Source organism: Rhizobium sp. CB3090, from assembly GCF_029714285.1.
In the GTDB taxonomy this organism is placed as follows: Bacteria; Pseudomonadota; Alphaproteobacteria; order Rhizobiales; family Rhizobiaceae; genus Rhizobium.
This window is the reverse complement of the sequence record NZ_CP121664.1, coordinates 502,661-525,277: the sequence shown is the minus strand read 5'-3', so window position 1 is coordinate 525,277 and position 22,617 is coordinate 502,661. Positions and strand designations below refer to the sequence as shown.

Annotated in this window: 16 protein-coding genes and 1 pseudogene; 10 read left to right on the top strand and 7 right to left on the bottom strand. The window is 58.0% G+C overall.

The window, feature by feature from the left end:
- Window positions 1-37 precede the first annotated feature (37 nt).
- The 4 genes from QA646_RS29230 to QA646_RS29215 form a co-directional block, all read right to left on the bottom strand.
- Window positions 38-637, bottom strand: coding sequence for a DUF1419 domain-containing protein (locus QA646_RS29230; protein WP_283060788.1), 600 nt, complete (start codon window positions 635-637; stop codon window positions 38-40).
- Window positions 638-839: 202 nt separating this feature from the next.
- Entirely contained in the window at window positions 840-1,751 is a 912-nt protein-coding gene (locus QA646_RS29225) for a DUF3991 and toprim domain-containing protein (RefSeq protein ID WP_283060786.1), read from the bottom strand.
- Window positions 1,752-1,941: 190 nt separating this feature from the next.
- Window positions 1,942-2,109: a hypothetical protein gene (locus tag QA646_RS29220; protein ID WP_283060785.1), complete on the bottom strand. Its 168-nt coding sequence runs from the start codon at window positions 2,107-2,109 to the stop codon at window positions 1,942-1,944.
- Between the two features lie 307 nt (window positions 2,110-2,416).
- Entirely contained in the window at window positions 2,417-3,457 is a 1,041-nt protein-coding gene (locus QA646_RS29215) for an IS110 family transposase (RefSeq protein WP_283060783.1), read from the bottom strand.
- 267 nt (window positions 3,458-3,724) lie between these two features.
- On the opposite strand from QA646_RS29215, the gene QA646_RS29210 reads away from it, so the two are divergent.
- Entirely contained in the window at window positions 3,725-3,961 is a 237-nt protein-coding gene (locus QA646_RS29210; RefSeq protein WP_283060782.1) for a hypothetical protein, read from the top strand.
- A gap of 11 nt (window positions 3,962-3,972) precedes the next feature.
- Here QA646_RS29210 and pmtA read toward each other — a convergent pair whose 3' ends face one another.
- The gene (gene pmtA, locus QA646_RS29205) at window positions 3,973-4,563 is read right to left on the bottom strand and encodes a phospholipid N-methyltransferase PmtA (protein ID WP_283060780.1); all 591 of its coding nucleotides are present in this window, start codon (window positions 4,561-4,563) and stop codon (window positions 3,973-3,975) included.
- A 417-nt stretch (window positions 4,564-4,980) separates the two neighbouring features.
- Here pmtA and QA646_RS29200 point away from each other — a divergent pair, with 417 nt between their 5' ends.
- The 4 genes from QA646_RS29200 to QA646_RS29185 all read left to right on the top strand — a co-directional run bounded on the left by QA646_RS29200 (window position 4,981) and on the right by QA646_RS29185 (window position 9,396).
- Entirely contained in the window at window positions 4,981-6,057 is a 1,077-nt protein-coding gene (locus QA646_RS29200) for a type I restriction endonuclease (protein ID WP_283060778.1), read from the top strand.
- A 785-nt stretch (window positions 6,058-6,842) separates the two neighbouring features.
- Window positions 6,843-7,928, top strand: coding sequence for a PHB depolymerase family esterase (locus QA646_RS29195; protein ID WP_283060777.1), 1,086 nt, complete (start codon window positions 6,843-6,845; stop codon window positions 7,926-7,928).
- A 402-nt stretch (window positions 7,929-8,330) separates the two neighbouring features.
- On the top strand, window positions 8,331-8,792 hold the full coding sequence (locus QA646_RS29190; RefSeq protein ID WP_283060776.1) for an Hsp20 family protein: 462 nt from the start codon (window positions 8,331-8,333) through the stop codon (window positions 8,790-8,792).
- A gap of 94 nt (window positions 8,793-8,886) precedes the next feature.
- A complete protein-coding gene (locus QA646_RS29185; protein WP_283060775.1) occupies window positions 8,887-9,396 on the top strand; it encodes an Hsp20/alpha crystallin family protein in 510 nt (169 codons plus the stop codon).
- A gap of 199 nt (window positions 9,397-9,595) precedes the next feature.
- Here QA646_RS29185 and QA646_RS29180 read toward each other — a convergent pair whose 3' ends face one another.
- The gene (locus QA646_RS29180; RefSeq protein WP_283060774.1) at window positions 9,596-10,312 is read right to left on the bottom strand and encodes a hypothetical protein; all 717 of its coding nucleotides are present in this window, start codon (window positions 10,310-10,312) and stop codon (window positions 9,596-9,598) included.
- Between the two features lie 470 nt (window positions 10,313-10,782).
- Here QA646_RS29180 and glmS point away from each other — a divergent pair, with 470 nt between their 5' ends.
- The 4 genes from glmS to QA646_RS29160 all read left to right on the top strand — a co-directional run bounded on the left by glmS (window position 10,783) and on the right by QA646_RS29160 (window position 17,882).
- Window positions 10,783-12,609 carry a glutamine--fructose-6-phosphate transaminase (isomerizing) gene (glmS, locus tag QA646_RS29175; RefSeq protein WP_283060772.1) on the top strand — a complete coding sequence of 609 codons (1,827 nt, stop codon included), beginning with the start codon at window positions 10,783-10,785 and terminating at the stop codon, window positions 12,607-12,609.
- Between the two features lie 71 nt (window positions 12,610-12,680).
- Window positions 12,681-13,211 carry an FMN reductase gene (gene msuE, locus QA646_RS29170; RefSeq protein WP_283054493.1) on the top strand — a complete coding sequence of 177 codons (531 nt, stop codon included), beginning with the start codon at window positions 12,681-12,683 and terminating at the stop codon, window positions 13,209-13,211.
- A 427-nt stretch (window positions 13,212-13,638) separates the two neighbouring features.
- Entirely contained in the window at window positions 13,639-14,712 is a 1,074-nt protein-coding gene (locus tag QA646_RS29165; protein WP_283060771.1) for an efflux RND transporter periplasmic adaptor subunit, read from the top strand.
- Complete coding sequence (locus QA646_RS29160; RefSeq protein WP_283060769.1) at window positions 14,712-17,882, top strand: efflux RND transporter permease subunit; 3,171 nt, start codon at window positions 14,712-14,714, stop codon at window positions 17,880-17,882. The genes QA646_RS29165 and QA646_RS29160 overlap by 1 nt, the downstream gene beginning before the upstream one ends.
- Window positions 17,883-18,410: 528 nt before the next feature.
- On the opposite strand, the gene QA646_RS29155 is transcribed toward QA646_RS29160, so the two are convergent.
- On the bottom strand, window positions 18,411-19,898 hold the full coding sequence (locus QA646_RS29155) for an efflux transporter outer membrane subunit (RefSeq protein WP_283060768.1): 1,488 nt from the start codon (window positions 19,896-19,898) through the stop codon (window positions 18,411-18,413).
- Between the two features lie 1,346 nt (window positions 19,899-21,244).
- Between QA646_RS29155 and QA646_RS29150 the strand changes: the two are divergent.
- Window positions 21,245-22,614 (top strand): annotated as a pseudogene (locus QA646_RS29150) (pitrilysin family protein).
- Window positions 22,615-22,617: the final 3 nt, after the last annotated feature.

The window sequence follows — 22,617 nt, the reverse complement described above, 5'->3', positions numbered from 1 at the left end:
GCCGATGCGATCGGGAAGGTGAGCATGGCAAAACTTTCTATGCCGCGATCGGTGAGGGGAGGTGGCGCAGCTGTACCGGCAGCTTGGCGGCGATCTCGTCGTCGGTCAGATCTTCGAGCAGCTTAAGGAAGCTGCCCTCTTTCCCGCCATAAAGCAGCACCGTTCGCTTGCCGCGCACCGCAGCCGGAAAACATGTATCGGCATAGCCGCGATAGTCGTCAGCCGTCGCGCTCCAAATGTGATCGAGGCGCTCTTCGCGGGTCATGGTGCGGATCGGGCGGCTCTCCCGGTCGATGATTGCGACACGCATGGCTTCGACGGAGGTCTTGTCTGAAAGGTCGCAATAGCCGTGGAAGCACCGGATCGCTTCCTCGATGCGGAGCGCGAAGAACACTGATGTCACCGATCCTGTCAGGAATTCCCGCATCGCGAACATCGAGCCACGGATCCAGAGCGGCGGCAGGATCTCAAACATGTAATCGTGCTCGGCTTCGGTGATTTCGAACCATTCGCCGGCGTAAAGCGGCGTTGTGTCACCGTTCCAACGATCAGGCCGCTGGACATGACGGTCGAACATGCGAAACATCTGTGGGCGGCTTACGACGCCCTGAAACACTTTGCGGATGGAAGAGGTCATCTGCGGCTACTTGCGCGGGCGGACGAAGCGCGGCACAGTCCTCGCGACCCCGCCATCTTCTTCAGTCCTTCATGACCCGTTTCCTGCCGCCGGCATCGCGACCTCCCGGGTCCAGGGCCGGCTTTAGCCGGGCGAAGCCTCCCTTGACGCGGGCAGCGCGCATGCGGCACGCCTCTCCCTCTTTCCCTTCCTCCTCCCATTTCTATTTCTCGCGGCCCCGCTTCGCGCGCAGCTTCAGAACCTCGTTCCAGTCCTCTTCTGGCGGGCGAAGTCGCATCCAGTCGCATCCCGCCCCCTCGGCAAGTGCGCGTAGCCGCTCGGCAAACATCTCGCCTTGTGGGTTGGCGTCGGTGGCAGCGACCAGCTGGACGTTGGCCCCTGACGCGAGCGCGCCGAGTGCCGCGACCGTGGTCGGCGACCAGCCGCCGCCGGTGCTGAGATAGAGCGTGCCGTCGCGCAGGCCCTCGATTGCCGCAAGGCTCATGGCGTCGATCGCAGCTTCCGTGACGACCAGGCGCACCGCCGGATGCGACCCCAGACGGAAGAGAACCTTCGTTCCTCCGGAGGCGAACCCTCGGTATTGCGGACCGCGCGCCTCCCAGCCGGTGACGATGCCTGCCTCGTTCGTATGGGCGGCCCACATGCTGCCTTGCGGACCTTCGCGAAGAAGGTTGCGTTTGATCGCCGAGCACAAAAGAGCCGCGGGCAGGCAGCGCACGTCCTTTAGGTACCGCCACGTCGATGAACCCCGAAAGGGTCGGCGGCGCACCTGCCAGCGATCGGCAAGGGAAAGGTCGGATTGGTTATTTGAAATGCGGGGCTGCCACTCAGGCTTGGAAATTTCGAAGCCTATGAGATCCGCGACCTTCTCGACGCATGCCGAAAAGCCAACACGGTCAAGGTGCTCGACCAGTCCGAAGACATCGCCTTTCGCGTCGCTGAGCGGATCGAACCATCCACGGCCTTCATGCGTCACAATGATGATCTCCCGGCTGCGGCGGTACTTCTCAGCCCGCCGGGTGCTTTCCTTGACGTCGATGGCAAACCCGTTCTGCTCCAGCACGGCGGCGCAGCTTATCTTGTCGCGCAGCGATTCTATTTCTCGTCTGTCCATTTTCCTTCCGATCGCGAGAGCGATCGCCTCCGATCCGTCAGCTCTACCAATTTGCCACTTCAGCGGCTGCGAAGAGCAAAGGCCGCAAGGGCGCGGCTGGCAATTTGGTGAATCATGCAAGGTCGGCCGCGGCGAAGCCTCCCTTGCGGCCTGCCGCTCGCAAGCGGCAGGCCTAAGGCCCTGCCTTGGCTCAATGCCAAGGTGAGTACTCATGGACGATCTGAAGCTCGTCGTCGTCGATTTCGTCGGAGGGCAGGACGCCATATTCGCCGTTGACGGTGAAGAGCGTGACCGGAACCATCAAGTCGCGGGAGAGCTGGGATGCGAGGGACTGGGCGAGCGAGAGGTCGTGCGACATGTGAGAGGCTCCTTCTGAGCGGGCCAATTCATGTGGACGGCCCCTACTTGCAAGAGCTTTTTTGCTGATTTGATCGGATCGCTTGCGTGCATATGTCCGGCCTATCGTTGCGCCCGCACATGGACGCTGGCCAAGATGGTTTCCGCGGCGCGAGTTCCAAACACGATGGCGACCTTAAGCGGCCAAGGGGAATTTCGGGGTGTCACGCGTCTCGGATCGATCGATCATACCATCTGCTCGTTCCTGCAAGTTCGCTTGGTCAGTATCCTGGCGGTGTCTCTTTCCGCTCGTTTGACCGACCGATCTCCTAGCTTGCGTTCATCGCTGCCTCCGAACCCTGTGCTCTATACGCCTCACCGGTCACCATCATTTTCCAGGCGATCCGAGCTATTTTGTTGGCCAGGGCCACAGCAACAAGCTTTGGTGGTTTGCGCTTCAGCAGTTCAGTAAGCCAGCGTGATACATTGCTTCCTCGACCGATGCGTAATTGCTGAAGAACCGCGGTGGCGCCCTGCACCAAAGTGCTCCGCAAGATCTCGTCACCGGCTCGCGTAATGATACCAAGCCTGACCCGGCCGCCTGTGGAATGATCTTTTGGTGTCAATCCCATCCAGGCGGCAAACTGCCGGCCGGATGCGAACTGCTGAGGTGCCGGTGCCTTCATTACCAGCAGGGCTGCACCGATCGGTCCGACTCCCGGGATCTTGGCAAGACGGCAACTGGCCTCATTGCCCTTGTGCCACGCTTTAAGCTTCGCCTCGATGGCTCTCTTCCGCTCATCCAACCCTGTGAATTCGTGAGCGAGGGATGCAAACAGATCTTTCGCCAACGCGGGTACAGCCTTATCCATCATGATGCGCTCGAGGAGGACGGAAACATGACTCACTCCTTTGGCCGCGGTTAGCCCAAATTCTGCGGCGTAACCACGGATTGTATTTACCAGCTGTGTTTGGGCGACGACCAGCCGCTCGCGCATTCCGACAAGCATCAAAGCGGCCTGTTGCTCGGTAGTTTTCGCCGGCACAAAACGCATGGTAGGCCGGCTCACCGCTTCGCACAGCGCCTCGGCATCAGCAGCGTCATTCTTTCCGCGCTTGACGTAAGGCTTCACGAGCTGAGGCGCGATCAGTTTAACTTCATGGCCATAAGCGCTAAGCGACCGCGCCCAATGGTGGGAAGCACCGCAGGCCTCGATGGCAATCACGGTCGGAGGACACCGCTCGAAGAAATCCAGCATTTCCCTGCGCCGCATCTTCTTGCGCAGCACTGGCTGTTCAGCAAAATTTACCCCATGCAGTTGAAAGACATGTTTCGATGTATCCATGCCGATGCGAGCAATCTGATCCATTTGTGGCTCCATGTTTCAAGTTACGACACACTCTCTGGCATCTAGGATGCCGCCGAGGGCCGTCCACACCAACACGATGGCGCCTTATGAGGCCCGAGGACGGGCGCGATCACCGTGACGCGAAGCGGAAGCGGCCGCAGCCTGGCTGGCGGACCCCTCGCGGGTTGATCGTGGAAGATCCGGAACCAGGCCAGGACGCCATCAACAGAGAGCGGTATTGGACTGGTTAGGGAGAGCACGCAACGGCACTCGGCTGCATCGACCAGCTTGCGATCTGCCGGCTGCGATCTCGAATGCCGGGCGGGTTTCAACGGCCGCGTCCGCGATGAGATACAGACGGACATTCTCGGCCGGCGCGTGGCCTCGATCTTCGATCCGGTCGGCCACATCTGGGCGCTGGTCGAACGAAGAGCAGAGCGCGTCTCGAATGCCGCCGAAGCGCTTTCCAAATCGATCGCGTTCGTCATCAGCCCGGCGATCGAAACGTTCGAGCAATGTTTATGAGATGGCCGAGGTCATCTCGTCTTTCGGTACGTCCAAAGCTGTGCCGGCGGAATGTTGCGCATCATGAAAGCCAGATGACGGACTTCGTATCCGGCGGGAAGCGCGACGACTGGAGAGAGCAATCCATAAGTGATTTGGACGACGGGCCGCCCTGTCGGAATCCGTTCGAGAAGATCTAGGATCAGCGACAATCGTTTTGAGGGCGGCAAATGAAGGAGGGGTACAGCGGAGATGACGCAGTCGAACTTAGCACCTCGCTCAGCGCCGAGAACGAGATCCAGCACAAAGGCGTCTCCACGTCGAACGTCGACCTCGGGAAACTCCTGCTGAAGATGCCGACAGAACTCCGGCGAATACTCGATGGACAAGAGATCCTTGGGCCGAACACCGCGCGCCAGGATCTGCTTGGTGATCACGCCGGTTCCCGGACCCAGTTCAAGCACAGGAAGGCGGGAGGAAGGATCGATAACGCTTGCCATCTTCCTTGCCGTCGCAACGGAGGTCGGCGTTATGGCGCCTACAGCTGTGCGGTCGCGCTTCCAGCCCTTCAGGAACTCGATCTCATCCTTGAACTTCAACCCCATCCGCTGCCGCACGCCCATTTTGCCTCCGCTTTGATACCCGATCAGAATCACGGGAGCGACAAACACCGTCTAAATGCGACGAATTCAAGCCCGTTGGCGGCATTTTCCATTCGATTATCGCGTGTTGCTCATAAAACAAGTCGTGGCGAGCACCCTTCGCTGCCAAGTGACGCCCTGTGGTTGCGTTCCATAGCGAAGAGTCGGCAAGGCTTGCCCACGAAACGCTCCGATCCCATCGGGCAGGTTCTTGATGGTCGCTGACCCCCATTGCCCGCCGCTACGACGGCGCTGCAGACATAGGGAGCTGCAACAGCTGAAGGCCGGTCTTCTTACCCAGGTGCACTAAAATATCACTGTAGTTGCTAAAGACTTATCGTAAAATCTGCGATAAGTTGCGTGAAGGCGGATTTTTATGCAACCGCCGTGGGAGAGAAGATGAGTTCGATTGAAGAAAGTCTTCGCGCAATTGCGGAGCGCGTCAAGTCGCATTCCAGTACGATGGCGACGGAGGAAGCGGTGAAGACTGCGGTCGTTCTCCCATTCCTCCGGGCTCTAGGCTACGATGTCTTTGACCCATCAGAAGTCGTGCCAGAGTTCACCGCAGACGCTGTTGGGAAGAAGGGCGAGAAGGTTGACTATGCGATCAAGATCGACAACCAGATCAGAATCCTGATCGAATGCAAACCAATTTCTGTGGCGTTGGAGCGCAAGCACCTCGACCAGCTATATCGGTACTTCAGTGTAACCGATGCCAAGTTCGCGATCCTCACAAATGGCCGGACCTTCAATTTCTACACCGACCTTGAAGCGCCGAACAAGCTCGATGCTCGACCATTCCTGGTTTTCGACATTAGCGACGTCCAGTCGGGCATTTTGTCCGAGCTGCGTAAGTTCGAGAAGGCCACTTTCGACGTCTCGAACATTTTAGCCACCGCAGAGCGTCTCAAGTACACTTCGGGTATAAAGCAGGTCATTTCTAAGCTTGTTGAGGAGCCGAGCGAGGAATTCGTAAAGATGGTCTCGCACGATGTCTATGAGGGCAGGATAACGGCTCCCGTACGGGAAATGCTGACAGCCGTCGTCCGGACCGCGTTTCGCGAAGTGATCATGGATACGGTGAAGAGCCGGTTATCGAGCGCTCTTGCGGAGACGCAGGAAGTCATCGAGAAGATTGATGTCCCCGTCGCCGAGGACCCTGAGGTCATAACGACCGAAGAGGAAGTGGAAGGCTATATGATCGTAAAAGCTATCGTTCGCGAAACCATCAGCGCCAAGCGTGTGGTCATGCGCGACGCTAAGTCCTACTGCGCCATCCTCATCGACAACAACAATCGCAAACCGTTGGCGCGCCTCCACTTCAACAGGTCGGTCAAGTACATCGGGCTCCTCGACGGGGAAAACGAAGAGCGCTTAATCGTCGATACGCTCGACCAGATCTACGAATACACCGACCGGCTGAGGGCGACCGCGCGAAAGTATGCCGCCGAAGCGGCTAAGATAGCAGCGGAATAACGAGGCAATCAGGCGTGCCCGAGGCATTGAACAGCTGATCATCTTTAAATGACCGTAATTGCTCAAACCTCGGCCCGCTAGGTGGTCTTAATAAGCTGGCTAACAGGCTCTCGAAAGAGCTAGCCTCGCCGCGACCGCCAGTCGACCGGTTATGGTTGACGAGCGCTATCGGTGTTGCCTACGGGAACTTGCTGTCGAGGATGGCAGAGTAGGCCGAAATCACCAATGCCGATGAGACCTTTCGAATAGTGAGTTTTATTACCCGGTGCAGAACGGGTCGGGGACCTACGGATTCAAACCGGCATAATTCGAAAGATGCCAGTCTTGTCATATTTTCGGGAGTTCGATCACAGTCAAAGCACACCCATAGTGATCGTTCGCGCCGCCCCGATCAGGCTGTCAACAAACCAATCAATTCGTCACATCTCCAAAAGCGAGCGACACACGAAATTGTCGTCGAGGATGCGGCGCACGGGCGAGAGCCATACTCCAACATTTTGATGATGCCGTTTTTGTTGGCATGGCATTTGCGTGACATCAGCCGTGGCGGAATGAACCAAGACATTGGATCCGAGGCTGGGCATCTTCAATGTTTAGCAGCGCGGATCTTGGTGCCCAACGCCACGAATTTCTGGCCGTCAAAGATGGCAACAATTGCAATCGAATCTGGGGCTTGGCGACGAGTGGCAATGAAACCGCAAGCGGCACGAAAAGCCTCCTCTGACAAATCTGCTCGTTAATTCAAGGACGCGACCAAAGCTATTGCTGCAAAGGGGTATGAGGGTATGAGCGCAAAGATTGTTCTGGATTGGAAGAAAACCAGGTTTTGTCGCCTCGTTAAAGGAATTGTCACCGCAAGTTTCAGCCTGCTGCTGCTGACCGGGGTGGCACAAACCCAAGCGCTACCAAACCTGAAGATCGATCGCAACGCCATCTCGGTGTCCGGCCTATCGTCGGGGGCATTTATGGCCTCGCAGTTGCAGGTCGCGTATTCATCAAGTTTCATGGGGGCGGGCATTGTCGCTGGTGGACCTTATTTTTGCGCTATGGGCAATCTCACCTATACGGGTATCTGCATGGGCCAAGTTCCGCGCGTTCCTCCCAATCCTGCGATGTTGTACGCTGCGGCGGAAATGTCTTCGAGTATCGGCGCCATCGACCCACTTTCCAACCTTGAATCGAAGAAGATTTACATTTTCAGCGGTACGGCCGATACGATCGTCACGCAAAGTGCCGTCGATGCCAGCGTCCAGTTTTTCAAATTGGCCCGAGTTCCCGATTCAAACCTCGTCTATGTCAGCAATTACCCTGCCGGTCACTCGTTTGTTTCGAAGGTCTTCGGGAATTTGTGCCCGACCAATGCAACGCCGTACATCAACGAATGTGTGACCGATTCACCCAATACTGCCAACGACAACAATTACGATCAGGCTGGCGGGATTTTGCAGTTCATCTATGGCAAACTTAACCAACCGGCGGCCAAACCAACTGGGAAGTTGAAGGCATTCGACCAGAAACTCTACGGTGCCGCCAACCCGGTGTCGAGCATGGCGGATGTGGGGCATGTCTTTATCCCCGACAGCTGTGCCAAGCCTGGGGCCAACTGCAAACTGCATGTGTCCATCCATGGCTGCAGCCAATCGCAGCAATCGATCGGGGACGATTGGTATACCAAGCTCTATCTGAATAACTGGGCGGATACCAACGGTATCGTAGTGCTGTATCCGCAAGTCGATAAGTCACTCCGGAGGCCGTATAATCCCCAGGGTTGTTGGGACTGGTGGGGCTTTACAGGTAGCAACTACGCGATCAAGGGCGCCGTCCAAATGGACGCCATTATGAAGATGATCGCTGCTCTGGGTGCTTCCTGACGGCGACGCACCAAGACACATGCAGTTGTCGCTATGGCGACATCCGTTCTCCTTGGGGTGGGGCGAGCATAACTGCGTTGCGTCCTGGGCCCAGTGTAAACTTGACTATCGAAATGGCGCGCTAATTGCAGTCCATGCGGCATTACGTCAACATATCTCGGTTTTGATTTTTGCAGTTTCAAAAAGATGGTGAGCTTCTTAAGCACTCGAACATGAAAATTGCTAACTATATGAATTTATGATTATTATTTGAGTCACTCCCGCTCGAAAAGCCCTCTTGACGCCACCTCACTAGATACCCATTTTATCTGTAGCCGACGCCAAAATGGGTCGGCTGAGTCAGAGGGTGCCGAGCTTCTTGGCGCTCCCGCGTATCTATATTGCTCCGTGGAGGATGTAGCTATGAGAACAAAACTCGACCTTACCCCTTTCTATAGGTCAAGCATCGGCTTCGACCGCATGTTCGATCTTCTCGAAAATGCCAGCCTTAACGCTGACAACTGGCCGCCTTACAACATCCTAAAACTCGGCGAAGACGCGTATCGCATTGCCATTGCGGTGGCCGGTTTTGCCGAAAACGAACTGACGATCACCCGCGAGGCGAACATGCTCGTGGTGAACGGCGCGAAGTCGGAGAATGACGAAGCACTCTATCTGCATCAGGGCCTTCCCGTAAGGTCGTTTGTGCGCCGATTTGAGCTGGCTGATCACGTGATCGTCGAAGGCGCAAAGCTCGAAAACGGACTACTCCTCATCAATCTCAAGAAGGAAATACCTGAGGAGATGAAGCCGCGTCTGATTGCCATCCAAGCCGAGACGGCGAAAGCCGCTTCAAAGCAGATTGAAGGCGCCAAAGCGGGTTAGCGTGATGCGCACCTGTTCACTCCTCGGCTGTTGCCGAACAGCCGAGGACGCATCGCACGAACAGGAGGAAAAAACCGAAGAAAGGATGATAGTCATGAGTGTACGTGACCTGATCCCATGGAGCCGTGGCAATAGCCAGGTTCTGAACGCGTATCGTGGTGACGACATGGACCAGTTCCTGTCGCTCCACCGCAATGTCAACCGTCTATTCGATGAAGTCTTCCGCGGTTTTGGTCCGCCATCGTTGTTTGCTGGCACATCGCCGACTGGCGGCTCGTGGCCGCACCTGGAGATCAAGGAGAATGATGACGAAATCCGAGTGATAGCGGAAATTCCGGGCGTCGATCCAGAGGATATCGAGGTGCTGCTCGAAGACGGCGTGCTTACGCTTCGCGGTGAAAACAAGTCGGAAACCGAGGACAAGGACCGCCGGTTCAGTGAGCGCTATTACGGACGCTTCGAACGGCGGCTGGCTTTAGGTCGCCAGGTTGATGAGAGTAAGGTCGCCGCAACGTTCAAGAACGGTCTTCTTGCCGTGACGCTGCCGAAGTCCGAGAAGGAGCGAGTCAACGTCAAGCGGATCGTCATCGACAACACCGAATAGTACCGACCGCTGCAAGCTCGCTGGGTACAAACGTACCCGGCGAGCTAACGACGCGGACCAGGTACCGTGCCTGACCGAGCAATTCATGCCGCACATGAAGTTCCAGCCGGTCGCCCGCAACGAACTTCGGCAACTGCGAGGCCGTCTTACGAAACCCCGTCCCGTGCGCTGCGCTTGTAGTCGTGGCGCCAATGGGCACTTAGTGGGAAAGCAGAGGTGGAGCGGGAAAGTCCAATACATTGTTCGTATAGCTTTCGACCAGCGCACTGAACGGAGTGCCATCCTGGAGCTTCAGCACGGCATGATGTTCGAGAAGAAAGGGCGGCAGTGTAAGAGATCCCGTTGTGGGTGCCGGTAGTTCCTTTTTTACGTCCCATCCTTCTGGAAGAGGAGACCATAGTAAGTTGGAAGATAGATTTGTGCGGGTGAAATTGAGAGATTGGACGGCTCTGCCAAAGGCGACGTCGCTCGTATTCAACGCTTTATTCATGTCCATTGTCAGCCTTCCCGGAACATACCAATTGTCGGCCTCAGACAGGACGCGATTGCCGCAAACGAGGCGGACATGTCGGTACGCGATGGGTTCGTTAGGGCCGACCGCCAGCAGTTCTCGGATACGGCTGTCGGTGGGCTTGTCTTGCCCGCGTATACGCTCGGCAACGATCTTAGAACCTTGCGGTGCGAGATTGTGCCCGGCACACCAGCGATCGAGCGTCAAGGTGGCGCTAGCGTTACTCAGGAGATTTGCATTCAAAGTCTGGAGAATCGCAAGTGCCTCAATCCGGGCCGTTGGCGTGTCTGGCCATTGGACAGCGGTGAATGATTCCTGCGCCAATATGGTATTCGCGGCCAGAATGATCGCAGCTGCAGGTGCAAATGCGATGACCCGTATGAACTTCCAACAGCAAATTGACACGAAAAGTTATCCTTTGTGACGACGTTAATGTGAGCAGGTCTCGATATTTATTGATAGGGGACTTTTCTAGTAGACTGTGTGAGCGGTCCTAGACCGTCCCGCATTCCACGTCGAGGTTTGCCTAGATTTCTGACACCCATGATGGCTGCTGAGAGCATCATGATGGATGTTACTCCTGCCTCAAGAAACCGGCCGGTTTATGTCTGAGGCTGCCCCAATCATCCCAGCGTAAAAAACCCATCCGACGATCCATGACGCAAATGGGTGCGATCCAAAGAATCAATTTTTCCAATCCGTCGAGTGCCGTTAGAAAGCGCTGAATATGACCGAAATCTAGCGCGACAGCACGACGATGTTGCCACGGAGCTCTGACGACTGTCATGGCGATCCAAGATGTAGCTTCGCTCACTCCAGGCTGATGGACTACATGGGTGCGTTGTGGCCGACATGCGAAGAAACGCGGAGAATGTATGTGCGGGATTGTGGGTATTGTCGGCCGTCATCCGGTTTCGGACCGGCTAATAGACGCGTTGAAACGCCTTGAATATCGCGGCTACGATTCGGCAGGCGTCGCGACGATCGACGGTGGAGCGCTCCATCGCCGGCGCTGCGAGGGCAAGCTTGTCAATCTCGAGGCAAAGCTGAAAGAACTGCCTCTGTCGGGCACAATCGGCATTGCCCATACGCGCTGGGCAACCCATGGCGCGCCGACGGAACGCAACGCCCACCCGCATTTAACCGACGGCATCGCGGTCGTCCACAATGGGATAATCGAGAATTTCGCCGAATTGAAGGATGAGCTGACCGCGGCCGGCGCCGAGTTCGAAACCGACACCGACACGGAGGTCATCGCGCATCTCGTGGCAAGACTTCGCCGGGACGGCATGGGCCGGCGCGAAGCTATGCATGCGATGCTGAAGCGCGTCCGAGGCGCTTACTCGCTGGCTCTGCTCTTCGAGGAGGACCCTTCGACGATCATGGCTGCCCGTAATGGTCCGCCGCTCGCGATCGGTCACGGAAGCGGCGAGATGTTCCTCGGGTCGGACGCGATTGCGCTCGCGCCTTTCACCAACGAGATCACCTACCTGATCGACGGCGATTGGGCGATCATCGACAAGACCGGCGTCCGTATCTTCGATATCGACGGCAAAGTCGTCACGCGACCGCGGCAGGTCTCGCTGGTGGCGGCCCATATGATCGACAAGGGCAACTATCGCCATTTCATGGAGAAGGAAATTTACGACCAGCCGGAGGCCATCTCCGAGACCCTCAGCCATTACATCAACTTCAGCGACAATCGGGTGGTCGCGGTTTGGCGCGACACTGTCTTCGCCAACGTGCAAAGCCTGGCGATCTCCGCCTGTGGCACTGCGTACTTGGCCGGGCTGATCGGCAAGTACTGGTTCGAGCGCTATGCACGTCTGCCGGTCGAAATCGATGTCGCGTCAGAATTCCGGTACCGCGAGATTCCGTTCTCGCCACGGGCGGCAGCTCTCTTCATCTCACAATCGGGCGAGACGGCCGATACACTTGCTTGCCTACGCTATTGCAAGGAGCACGGCCTGAAGACCGGTGCAGTCGTCAACACGCCTGAATCGACGATAGCACGGGAGTCCGGCACTGTGTTCCCGATCTTCGCTGGACCGGAGATCGGCGTTGCGTCCACAAAGGCCTTTACCTGCCAACTCGCCGTTCTGGCTGCGCTCGCGGTTGCTGCCGGCAGGGCGCGTGGCACCCTTACGGAGAAGGAGGAACAGAGACTGGTCGGCCGCCTTGCCGAGATCCCGCGCGTCATGGGGCAGGTGCTGAACAGCATCCAACGAAGGATCGAGCTTCTGTCGCGCGAATTGGCAAAGTGCCGCGCCGTGCTCTATCTTGGCCGCGGCACCAGCTTCCCTCTGGCCATGGAAGGCGCCCTGAAACTAAAGGAGATTTCCTATATTCACGCGCAAGGGTATGCTGCCGGCGAACTGAAACACGGTCCGATAGCCCTCATCGACAAGAACATGCCGGTTATCGTGATCGCACCGCACGACCGCTTTTTCGATAAGACCGTTTCCAATATGCAGGAGGTTGCGGCCCGCGGAGGACGGATCATCTTGATCACCGACGAGAGGGGCGCTTGCGCCTTGAAGCTCGACACGATGCAAACAATCGTTCTTCCAAATGTGGACGAGATCATTTCGCCGATGATCTTTTCGCTGCCGGTCCAATTGCTCGCCTATCATACGGCCGTGTTTGTGGGCACTGACGTCGATCAGCCGCGCAACCTGGCGAAATCAGTCACCGTCGAATAGGCCGGCGTTTCCGTAAGGGACGAATGACAGAGTTTAGATGACTTATCACTGCTGAGCATTTGGAGATCGACATGCCGCAAACGAAGATATTTGGCTTCTCCGGGAACATAACACGGCCGTCCACGACGCGCACATTCGTCGACCATATCGTCGGGCAACTGGCACTCAAAACGCGAGCTGTGGCACAGTCCTTCGATGTCGATGACCTTGGACTTTCCCTGTTGAAAGCCAAACGGCTGGACGACCTCAACGCTCAAGCACGCGGCGTCGTAGACCAGATGCTGGAGGCAGACGCCCTGGTCGTAGGCTCACCCACCTACAAGGGCAGTTACACGGGCCTATTCAAGCACTATTTCGATTTGCTCGACCCAACATCGCTGAGGGGCAAGCCTATCATCATCGCTGCGACGGGCGGTGGCGAGCGTCATTCGCTTGTCGTCGAACATCAGTTGCGCCCTCTGTTCGGGTTCTTTGAGGCACTTGCGATGCCGACCGCAATCTATGCCACCCGTAAGGACTTCGCCCACGGGGAGGTGATCTCCGAGGCCGTCCGCATGCGCGTCGGTCGGGCTGTCGAGGAAGCAGCCTGCGCAATAGGATGACCAGACGCGGCAAACGTCGGCGAAACAGGCTTTCTTGTCCCAAGCGAACCTTGCGAGGCAATTCAGGGATACTCAACGCCTCGCAGACAACTTTGGCTCTCTCTTTCGCTGATCCAATCGCGTGCCAGTGGCCTCAAAAGGCTAGGCTCTCCGCGGCCGTAGGTGGTCCTTTTATAGTTGGCGAGCGTGTCCGCTCCTGGCTGTATCCAGCAACTGATTGGCGATCTGTGACGGTGTCGCAGACAAAAACATGCTGCCTTGGATGGCGGAAAGCCCGAAATCACTGGTGCCCGAAATATGTTTCGAACAGTTCAGTTTTGTCACCTTTGAGATCGTCAGACATTTCAACTTTGCACCATGGCCGACATTCCAGCTTTTTGACGCCACAGTTAGGCGCGGATACCCGTGAACTGCGAGGAATTGCCATTTGAGAAAGCCGTCTATCCTATTCGCCGCCGTTCTTGCCTGTGCAGCACTCCAGCTTCCCTCCACCAATAGCATGGCCGAACAGGCCGCAGCACCCGCTCTCACCGTCTCTCTGACGACACCGTCACAACGGGACTGGCCGGAAACCGTTCCCGCGAGCGGCTGGCTGAAACCGTGGCAGGAAGCGATCATCGCCTCCGAGACGAGCGGCCTGCGCATAACCGACGTCCTGGTCGATGTCGGCTCCGTGGTTACGAAGGGGCAGACGCTGGCCCGGCTTTCGCAGGAGAGTGTGCTGGCAGACCTTCGCAAGCAGGAGGCGGCTGTCGTGACCGCCAAGGCAAATCTGACGAAGGCCAAGGCGAATGCGGATCGGGCGCGGCAGCTCAGCTCTTCCGGGGCTCTCTCCGACGAGAAAATCACTGAATATTTCGCCGACGAGCAGACGGCGACGGCAAGCTTGGCATCCGAGGAAGCCGCGCTCGACAGCGAAAAGATCAAGCTCGGGCAGACGACCATCACCGCCGTCGATGATGGCCTCATAACCTCGCGTTCCGCCAACCTCGGCGCGGTTGTCTCAACCGGCACCGAGCTGTTCCGCATGGTCCGTCAGCAGCGTGTCGAATGGCAGGCCGAAGTATCGGCGCGCTATCTGCCGCGCATCTCGGAAGGCTTGAGCGTTGCGATCAACGGGCCGGACGGGCATGCCATCGAAGGCAAGGTGAGGCTTGTCGGGCCTTCGGTCAGCACCGACACGAGCCGGACAATCGTCTATGTCGCGCTTCCAGCCGATGCCCGTCCGCGCACCGGCCTTTACGTCACGGGCAACATCGAATTGCAGACCACGCCGGCTCTGACCGTGCCCGAAACGGCGATCGTGTTCCGGGATGGCATCAGCTACGTCTTCGCGGCAGGCGAGGACAACCGGGTGCGCAGGGTTCGCGTGGAAACCGGCCGTCGCAACAATGGCGAGGTGGAAATCATCTCCGGCATAGATGCCTCGTCGAAGGTCGTGACCTCGGGCGGAGCCTTTCTGTCGGACAATGACCTCGTGAAGATTGCGGAGAAAAACTGATGAATTTCTCCGCCTTCTCGATCCGCAATCCGATACCAGCGATATTGCTGTTTGTGATGTTTGGATTTGGCGGGCTTTGGGCATTCAAACAGCTGGCGGTCCAGTACTTTCCGGACATGGACCTTCCGACCATTAGCGTCACCGCCACGCTCGATGGCGCTGCGCCGACGCAGCTTGAGACGGAGGTTGCCCGCACCATCGAGGACAGTCTCACCTCCGTGAGCCATCTCGATCATATTCTCACGACGATCACCGACGGCACCGTCTCGATCAAGGTTTCCTTCAAGCTGGAGAAAGACAGCGAAGCCGCCCTCAATGAGGTCCGCAATGCCGTCGACAGCGTCAAGGCCGACCTGCCGGCACAGATGGGAACGCCTATCGTTACGAAGGCCACCGTCCAAAGCTCCGCGCTTGTCACCTATGCCGTCCGCTCGGCCGCTCTCAACGAGACTGAATTGTCCTGGTTTGTCGACAACGATCTGACCAAGGCGCTGCTGTCGGTGCCGGGCGTCGGGCAGGTCAACCGCATCGGCGGGATCGACCGCGAGGTTCATGTCGATCTCGATCCGGCGACGATGGCATCGTTCGGAGTGACGGCAGCGACCGTATCGGCGCAGTTGAAGGCCGTCCAAGCCGACACGTCCGGCGGCCTCGGCGAAGTCGGCGGCTCTCGTCAGACATTGCGCACGCTCGGCGCCGTAGAGTCGGTCGAGGCTCTGAGGGAGCTCACTATACCTCTCGCCAATGGGCAGCAGGTCCGGCTCGACGATGTCGCATCCGTTACCGACAGCTTCGCGGAGCGCTCTTCGATGGCCCATCTTGACGGCAAGCCGGTGATTGCGGTCGAGATCAAGCGCTCGAACGGCTTTTCCGACAGCAGTGTTTCGGCCGACATTGACACGGCAATGAAAAAGTTCGCAGCGGCGCATCCAAATGTGCAGATCCATGCAGTCTACAGCATGATCGGGTCAATTCTCGACAATTATGATGGTTCGATGCACATGCTGTATGAGGGCGCGATCCTCGCAATCATCGTCGTCTGGTTCTTCCTTCGGGACTGGCGCGCAACGATCCTCTCGGCCGTGGCGCTGCCCTTGTCGGTCATCCCGACCTTCCTGGTCATGTACCTGGCAGGCTTCAGCCTGAACGTCGTCACCTTGCTGGCATTGTCGCTGGTGGTCGGAATCCTCGTCGACGATGCCATCGTCGAGATCGAAAACATTGCCCGCCACCTGCAAATGGGCAAGCGGCCGATCGATGCCGCGATGGAAGCGGCCAACGAAATCGGCCTTGCGGTCATCGCGACCACCTTCACGCTGGTCGCCGTCTTCTTGCCGACGGCATTCATGAGTGGCATACCGGGCCTCCTGTTCCGTCAATTCGGCATTACAGCGGCAGTCGCCGTCGTTGCCTCGCTTGTGGTTGCCCGTCTGCTCACCCCCATGATGGCGGCCTATTTCCTGAAGGCCCATCCGTCAGAGCAGAAGGATGGCCGCATCATGCGCGCCTATATGGCGATCGCGCAGGCAGCTCTTAATCACAGGAAGACCACGGTGGCGACGACCGCCGCTGTCGTCGCACTTTCGCTTGCCACCATCCCCCTCTTAAGAACGGGATACTTGCCGGCCGCCGACGACGCAAGGACGCAGATCACACTCACCCTGCAGCCCGGCGCCACTGTCGAGCAGACCGACGTCGCAACCAGGAAGGCCGCAGATATCGTCAGCAAGGTTCCCGACGTGACGCATGTGTATGCGGCTGTCGGCTCGGCATCCTCTGGCGGTGGTCGGAAGGCCTCCTCGAGCAGTGTCGGGTCTGCCGCGATCGTCGCCACGCTGACGCCCATTGATGAGCGCGACCGCAAGCAGTCGGAAATCGAAAACGATATCCGGCAGGCGCTCTCCGTCCTCCCCGGCGTGCGAGTCGCCGTCGGTATCGGCAACGGCACCAAGCTCGATATCACCCTTGCCAGCGACGACGCCAATGCGCTCGACAGCGCAAGCACGGCGCTGGAGGAGCAACTGCGCACGCTGCAGGGCATCGGCGCGGTGACATCGACGGCAGCCAGGCAGGCGCCGGAAATTCAGATCACGCCCGATTTTGCCCGCGCCGCAGCGCTCGGCGTGACGTCGAATGCGATCGCCAGCGCCGTGCGCGTGGCGACGAACGGAGAATATTCTTCCGATCTGCCGAAGCTCAACCTGCCGCAGCGGCAAATCCCGATCGTCGTCCGCTTCTCGCCTGAGACGCGCACCAATCTCGATGACATCAAGAACATGCGCGTCGCCGGCACCAACGGCAATGTCGATCTCGGATCGATCGCCGATATCCGCATCGGCGGCAGCCCTTCGGAGATCGACCGCATCGACCGCATGCGCAATGTCACCGTTTCCGTCGAACTCAACGGCCGCATTCTGGGCGACGTCAACCGCGAGGCGAAAGCGCTGCCGGCGCTCCAGCATCTGCCGCCGGGCGTTACCCTGGTGGAACACGGTGAACTTCAGCGCAGCTCCGAGCTGTTCCAGAGCTTTGCCCTCGCGATGGCGATCGGCGTGTTCTGCATCTATGCCGTGCTCGTCCTGCTGTTCCACGACTTCCTCCAGCCGTTGACGCTTCTGATGGCCCTGCCGCTCTCGCTCGGCGGTGCGCTGGTGCCGCTTGTGGTAACCGGCACCAGTTTCTCGATGCCCGCCGTCATCGGCCTTCTCATGCTCATGGGCGTGGTGACGAAGAACTCCATTCTGCTCATCGAATACGCGATCATGTCGCGTCGCCAAGGCATGTCCCGGTTCGATGCGCTCGTCGATGCCTGCCACAAGCGGGCGCGGCCGATCGTCATGACCACCATTGCCATGGCCTCGGGCATGCTGCCGGCTGCGCTCAGCCTGATGGGCGGAGATTCGAGCTTCCGGCAGCCGATGGCGATTGTGGTGATAGGCGGCGTGATGATATCGACGCTGCTCAGCCTCATCATTATCCCGGTCATCTTCACCTTCGTCGACGACCTGCAAAATTTGCTCAAATCGTTCAGTCGCCTGGCGCTTCGACGCCACGCGACCTGCTGGCGAGAGTCGGAGTTCAGTAATTTGCCGGGCGATCTCGGCGGCGACACGGGGAAATCCATCGAGATGATCTCATCTCAGCATAAAATCACCGAACCCATACCTTGATCGGGACTGCAGGCGTTTTTTGACATACGCTTTTCGTTGTCGATCAAATCTCGCCATCGGCCTTTACGCGACTCATCGACTCTGTGGCTGAGCCAATCGGCCGGCTTATCGCTGTCGGTGAGTTGATATTTTGCTTCACGCGGTCAAGCCCAAGCTAGGCTAGGCCGCTATCGTTTGACAAACGTCTACGGGAAGGAGACAGCGCCAGCATTTTCAGAGTCCGCAAAGAAGCATTACCCAGTCATGGATGACGGCACGGTCCTTCTGCCGTCGCCTCGTCTCTTCATTGTTGCACGACGCTAATTAAGCCCAGGCCGCCGCGACGCTCAGGAACCGCAGCCCATGGGGGGCCATGGGGGGCCATGAAAGCCCCCGAACCGCGGTAGTTTTACCAAGTACGTGGACCCTGTCGCACCGACCGCGCGCTGCAGCCAACGTTGCCGAACCCGCAGGCAATTCTGGTCGTCGAGGGAATGGTGAAAAGCGACAGATGCGCTGGAGCTGAGTAAGGGGCTATAGCTTCTAAATTCAGTCGACCATGCGCAAGGCCAATTTGTCGGGTAAGTTCCGTGTATTCTCGGCAGCGACCTTGACGACCGTGGCCGGCCTTGCAGCAACAGTCGGCTTTTCGGCAGGAACATAACCGGCGCCGATCGCGACGTTCAGAGAGATATAGTCGAGCGCGCTCTGCTGAACGGCCTGGGCGAGGCTTTCCTGTGCATCGGAAACCGAACGTTGCGCATCGAGAACGTCGAGCAGCGAGGAGGCGCCGTCCTTGTAGCTTACCGTCGAGAGGTCGAGAGCCTCCTGATAGGACTTCACCTGCGCCCGCAGTGCGGCAACCGTCTGGGCATCGCGGCTGACGGCCGACAGGGCGTTTTCGACCTGTTCGACACCAGACAGCACGGTCTGCTTCCAGACGATGTACTCTTCGCGGCTGGTGGATTCGGCACTCTTCACGTTGGCGCGCAACGCGCCGCCATCAAAGATCGGCAACGACAGGCTTGGGCCGAACGACCACGTCGTCAGGCTGCCGTTGTTCGACTTCGTATGGACATAGGACGGCGAAATCGAACCGCCGAGCGTGATCGTCGGAAAGAGCTGGGCTTCCGCCACGCCGATCTGAGCGGTCGCAGCAGCAAGGTTACGCTCGGCGACACGGATGTCGGGTCGGTTGCGGATGAGGTCAGCCGGGACGCCCGTATCGACGCGACCGCGGAATACCGGCTGGTTACCGCCGCCCTGCAACTGGGCGATGATGGTCTGCGACGGTACGTTCAGCAGGGTCGCGATATGATGCACCGCCTGACGATAGTTGATTTCGAGGCCCGGAATTTCAGACAGCGTCGAGTTGACGAGACCTTCGGCCTGGACGACGTCGAGGCGGGAAACGGCGCCGGCATCGAGCTGGAACTTGGTGAGTTCAAGCGTTTCGCGGCGAGATTTCAGGTTGTCCCGTGCGATCGAGACGCGGGCCTGGTAGTAGCGGACATTGACGTAGCTGTTTGCCAGATCCTGCAGATAGGTCAGGCGAGCCACGTCGACGTTGGAATAGGCCGCATCCAGCGATGCATTGTCGCTTTCCTTGGCGCGGCGGTATTGGCCCCACAGGTCAAGCAGCCACGAAGCCGTGACGTCGCCGCCGGTGGTATTTTCCGTTTCCCTCTTGTTGCGCTGGCTGCCCTTTTCGCCTCTGGTCTTATGACCGCCTGAAACGAGGAGGCTCGGCATTCCGCCGGCTGCGGACGAGACGACCTGCGCCTGCGCTTGATTGATGCGTTCCAGCGCCTGCTGGATATTGAGGTTTTCTGCAAGTCCCTGCTCAACCAAGCCGTTCAGCTTCCTATCGCCGAAGGCGGTCCACCATTGTGAACTCGAGACGTCGCCGTTGATCTTCGTACCGCCCTCCGAGAACTTGGCCGCGAGCGGCATTTCCGGTGGGTTATGATCGGGGCCGCTGACGCAACCTGCCAGAAGAAGCAGCAGGGCGGGGGCGGCAGTACGAATGGATACCATCACATTACCTACAATTGAATTACATGATCACTGTCTTAGGGAAACGTGACACCATGTGTGTCGGCGCTGATCTCTTCCGCCTTTAGTCATCCTTTAGTCATCCTGATGAACTGTAGGCCGTTGAGGTTCAGACAAAAATTGGAGGGGGTCGGTTGTAACAGGACATCGACGAGCGGAGCTGCTCGACGGACAAGGCAACGATCGGCACGCCGGCGTCCATGAGAGCCTCGCGCTACGCGCACGCCAGCAAGCATATGACTCTTCCTCAACTTGCAAATCTCTCGCAAGTACTCACCTCTGGGCGAGGATGAGATCGTTAAGCGATAACGACTTGCCACACCGAATGTCACCTCATCTGCATACGCATGCGACGCCCTTTCTTCGGCTTCATTCTTCTTCTGCGCTTGATAATGGCATGCGACTGATGGGAAAAATTGATTGTTCAGATCCCCCTCATCTGCGCCATGGATTACAGCTCCCGTGGCGTTGCACTCACGTTTGGAATTCGCGCATGGGAATTCGACATCCGAGGACGAGCCAATGTTGATCCTCACGATGCATGTTGATTTTGCCAAAGGCTCCAAGTCGCGCCACCAGTACTTGAGAAATCTTCCAGATGGATTGCGTAGAATCCAAACGGCGAGGCGGAAGCCGTAACTGGGATGGTTGCGGATGAAATGGCGCGGCTCATCGATCTTCCTCCGTCTAGGCGACTTCCGGGTGAGCCAAGCATTATTCGTGCCAAAGCAGAAATCTTCCCGCGCGAACGCAAGACTGAGAGTAGGCGCGATGACCTCCGGCAACGGATATGGACATAAAAAGTCGAGCGAAACGCCTCGCTCGGGGTCGGGCATGCGACACGCGATCGATTAGGGATGAAAACCCCAATCGAAAACACTCCCGCACCCGCCGCCGTTTATCAGTTGCACGTGCGCTCAAACGTCATCCCAACTAAGGGTCCAATGCTGTCTACTTCAACAGCGTATTTTTAAGAAACCGGCCTCACGACCTACATCCCATCGCCAAGCAAGTTGGTGAAGACTGACGAAATGCCAACAACGCAGTCGGCAATTGCACTTAGCCTTGTCCGACATCAGACAATGCTGGAATGCCGTCATCCAGCTAGATTCGACCTGTTTTGTTAAAATCAAAGGAATTTTTCGTCCGGCACGCATATTGCTTCTAATCCTCTGCTGACGGGTACAACCAAAGATAATCACGCGGAAATATCTAGATGCCAGTAGAAGACACTATGTCGCCAGTCCATTCTAACGCACGGCGTTCCAGTTCTGGGAAGACGCTTCTCCACCAAGCAACATCGGGGATGCCCAATGACTCGTACTAGAATGGAATCGTATATTCGTGCATTTGCCCTAAGCTTGGCTGCGTTGCTGTGTCTGATAACCGCGGAAGCGGCGGTCGGGGCTCCGCCGGGCCAAGCCGAGATCAGCGACTTCGTGCTGAACAATGGCTTGGAAGTGGTTGTCATACCTGACCACCGGGCGCCGGTCGTCACGCAGATCGTCCTTTACAAGGCCGGAAGTGCCGATGAGCCACCCGGCAAATCCGGCATCGCTCATTTCCTGGAGCATCTGATGTTCAAGGGTACGAAAGAGCACCCGACCGGCACCTTCGATACAAAGGTGGCGGAGATCGGCGGTGAGGAGAACGCCTCCACTTGGTCGGACTACACCGCCTACTTTCAAACTGTCACGCCAGCGGCGCTCGGGACGATGATGGAATTCGAGGCTGACCGGATGCGTAATCTCGTGCTTAGCGATGCGGTGATCTCGCCCGAGCGCGATGTCATACTCGAGGAGCGGCGCTCCCGCGTCGAAACCGATCCCGAGGAACTGCTCGAGGAGGAGATGCGAGCGACCCTCTATCAGAACCATCCTTACGGGCGCCCGGTGATCGGCTGGATGCACGAGATGGAAGGGCTCAATCGCGCAGACGCAGTAGGGTTCTACGATCGCTACTATGCGCCAAATAACGCGGTATTGGTCGTGGCAGGCGACGTGAGCGCTGCGACTGTGCGCAAGCTGGCGGAGGAAACATACGGGGCTATACCGCGCGGCTCGGACCTTCCTTCGCGCATTAGGCCGCAAGAACCGGAGCAGAACACCAAGCGGACAGTCGTGCTCACCGACTCTCGGGTGACTGTGCCGAGCTTCGAAGAGTGCTGGGTGGTGCCGTCCTACAGAACGGCCAAGCCGGGCGAAGCGGAGGCCCTTGATCTTCTGTCAGAAATTCTCGGCAGAGGAATGCGCAGCCGGGTCTATCGGGAACTCGTGGTGAAACAAGGAACAGCCTCCTCAGCCGGTGCCCACTTCCAGGGAACTTCGGTCGATCCATCCACTTTCACAATTTACGGCTCTCGCGGGGCGAGGCGAAGATCGAGGCGGTGACAGACGCGATGGACGCCGAAGTTCGGAAAATCATACGGGCCGGAGTTACGGATTTGGAGCTCGACAAGGCCAAAGATCGCCTCGTGCGCTCGATGATCTTCGCACGCGACAATCCCGCGAAGATGGCCATTGTCTACGGGGCTGCGGTCGCCACCGGCGGTACTGTGGAGGATGTGCAGGAATGGCAGGAGAGAATTCGTGCGGTAACGACGGCGCAGCTGCAGGCAGTTGCCGAGAAATATCTTAACCCGGATCAATCGGTGGCGGCATATCTGCTGCCGCGGGAAAACACGTCTTCAGGAGATTGAAAA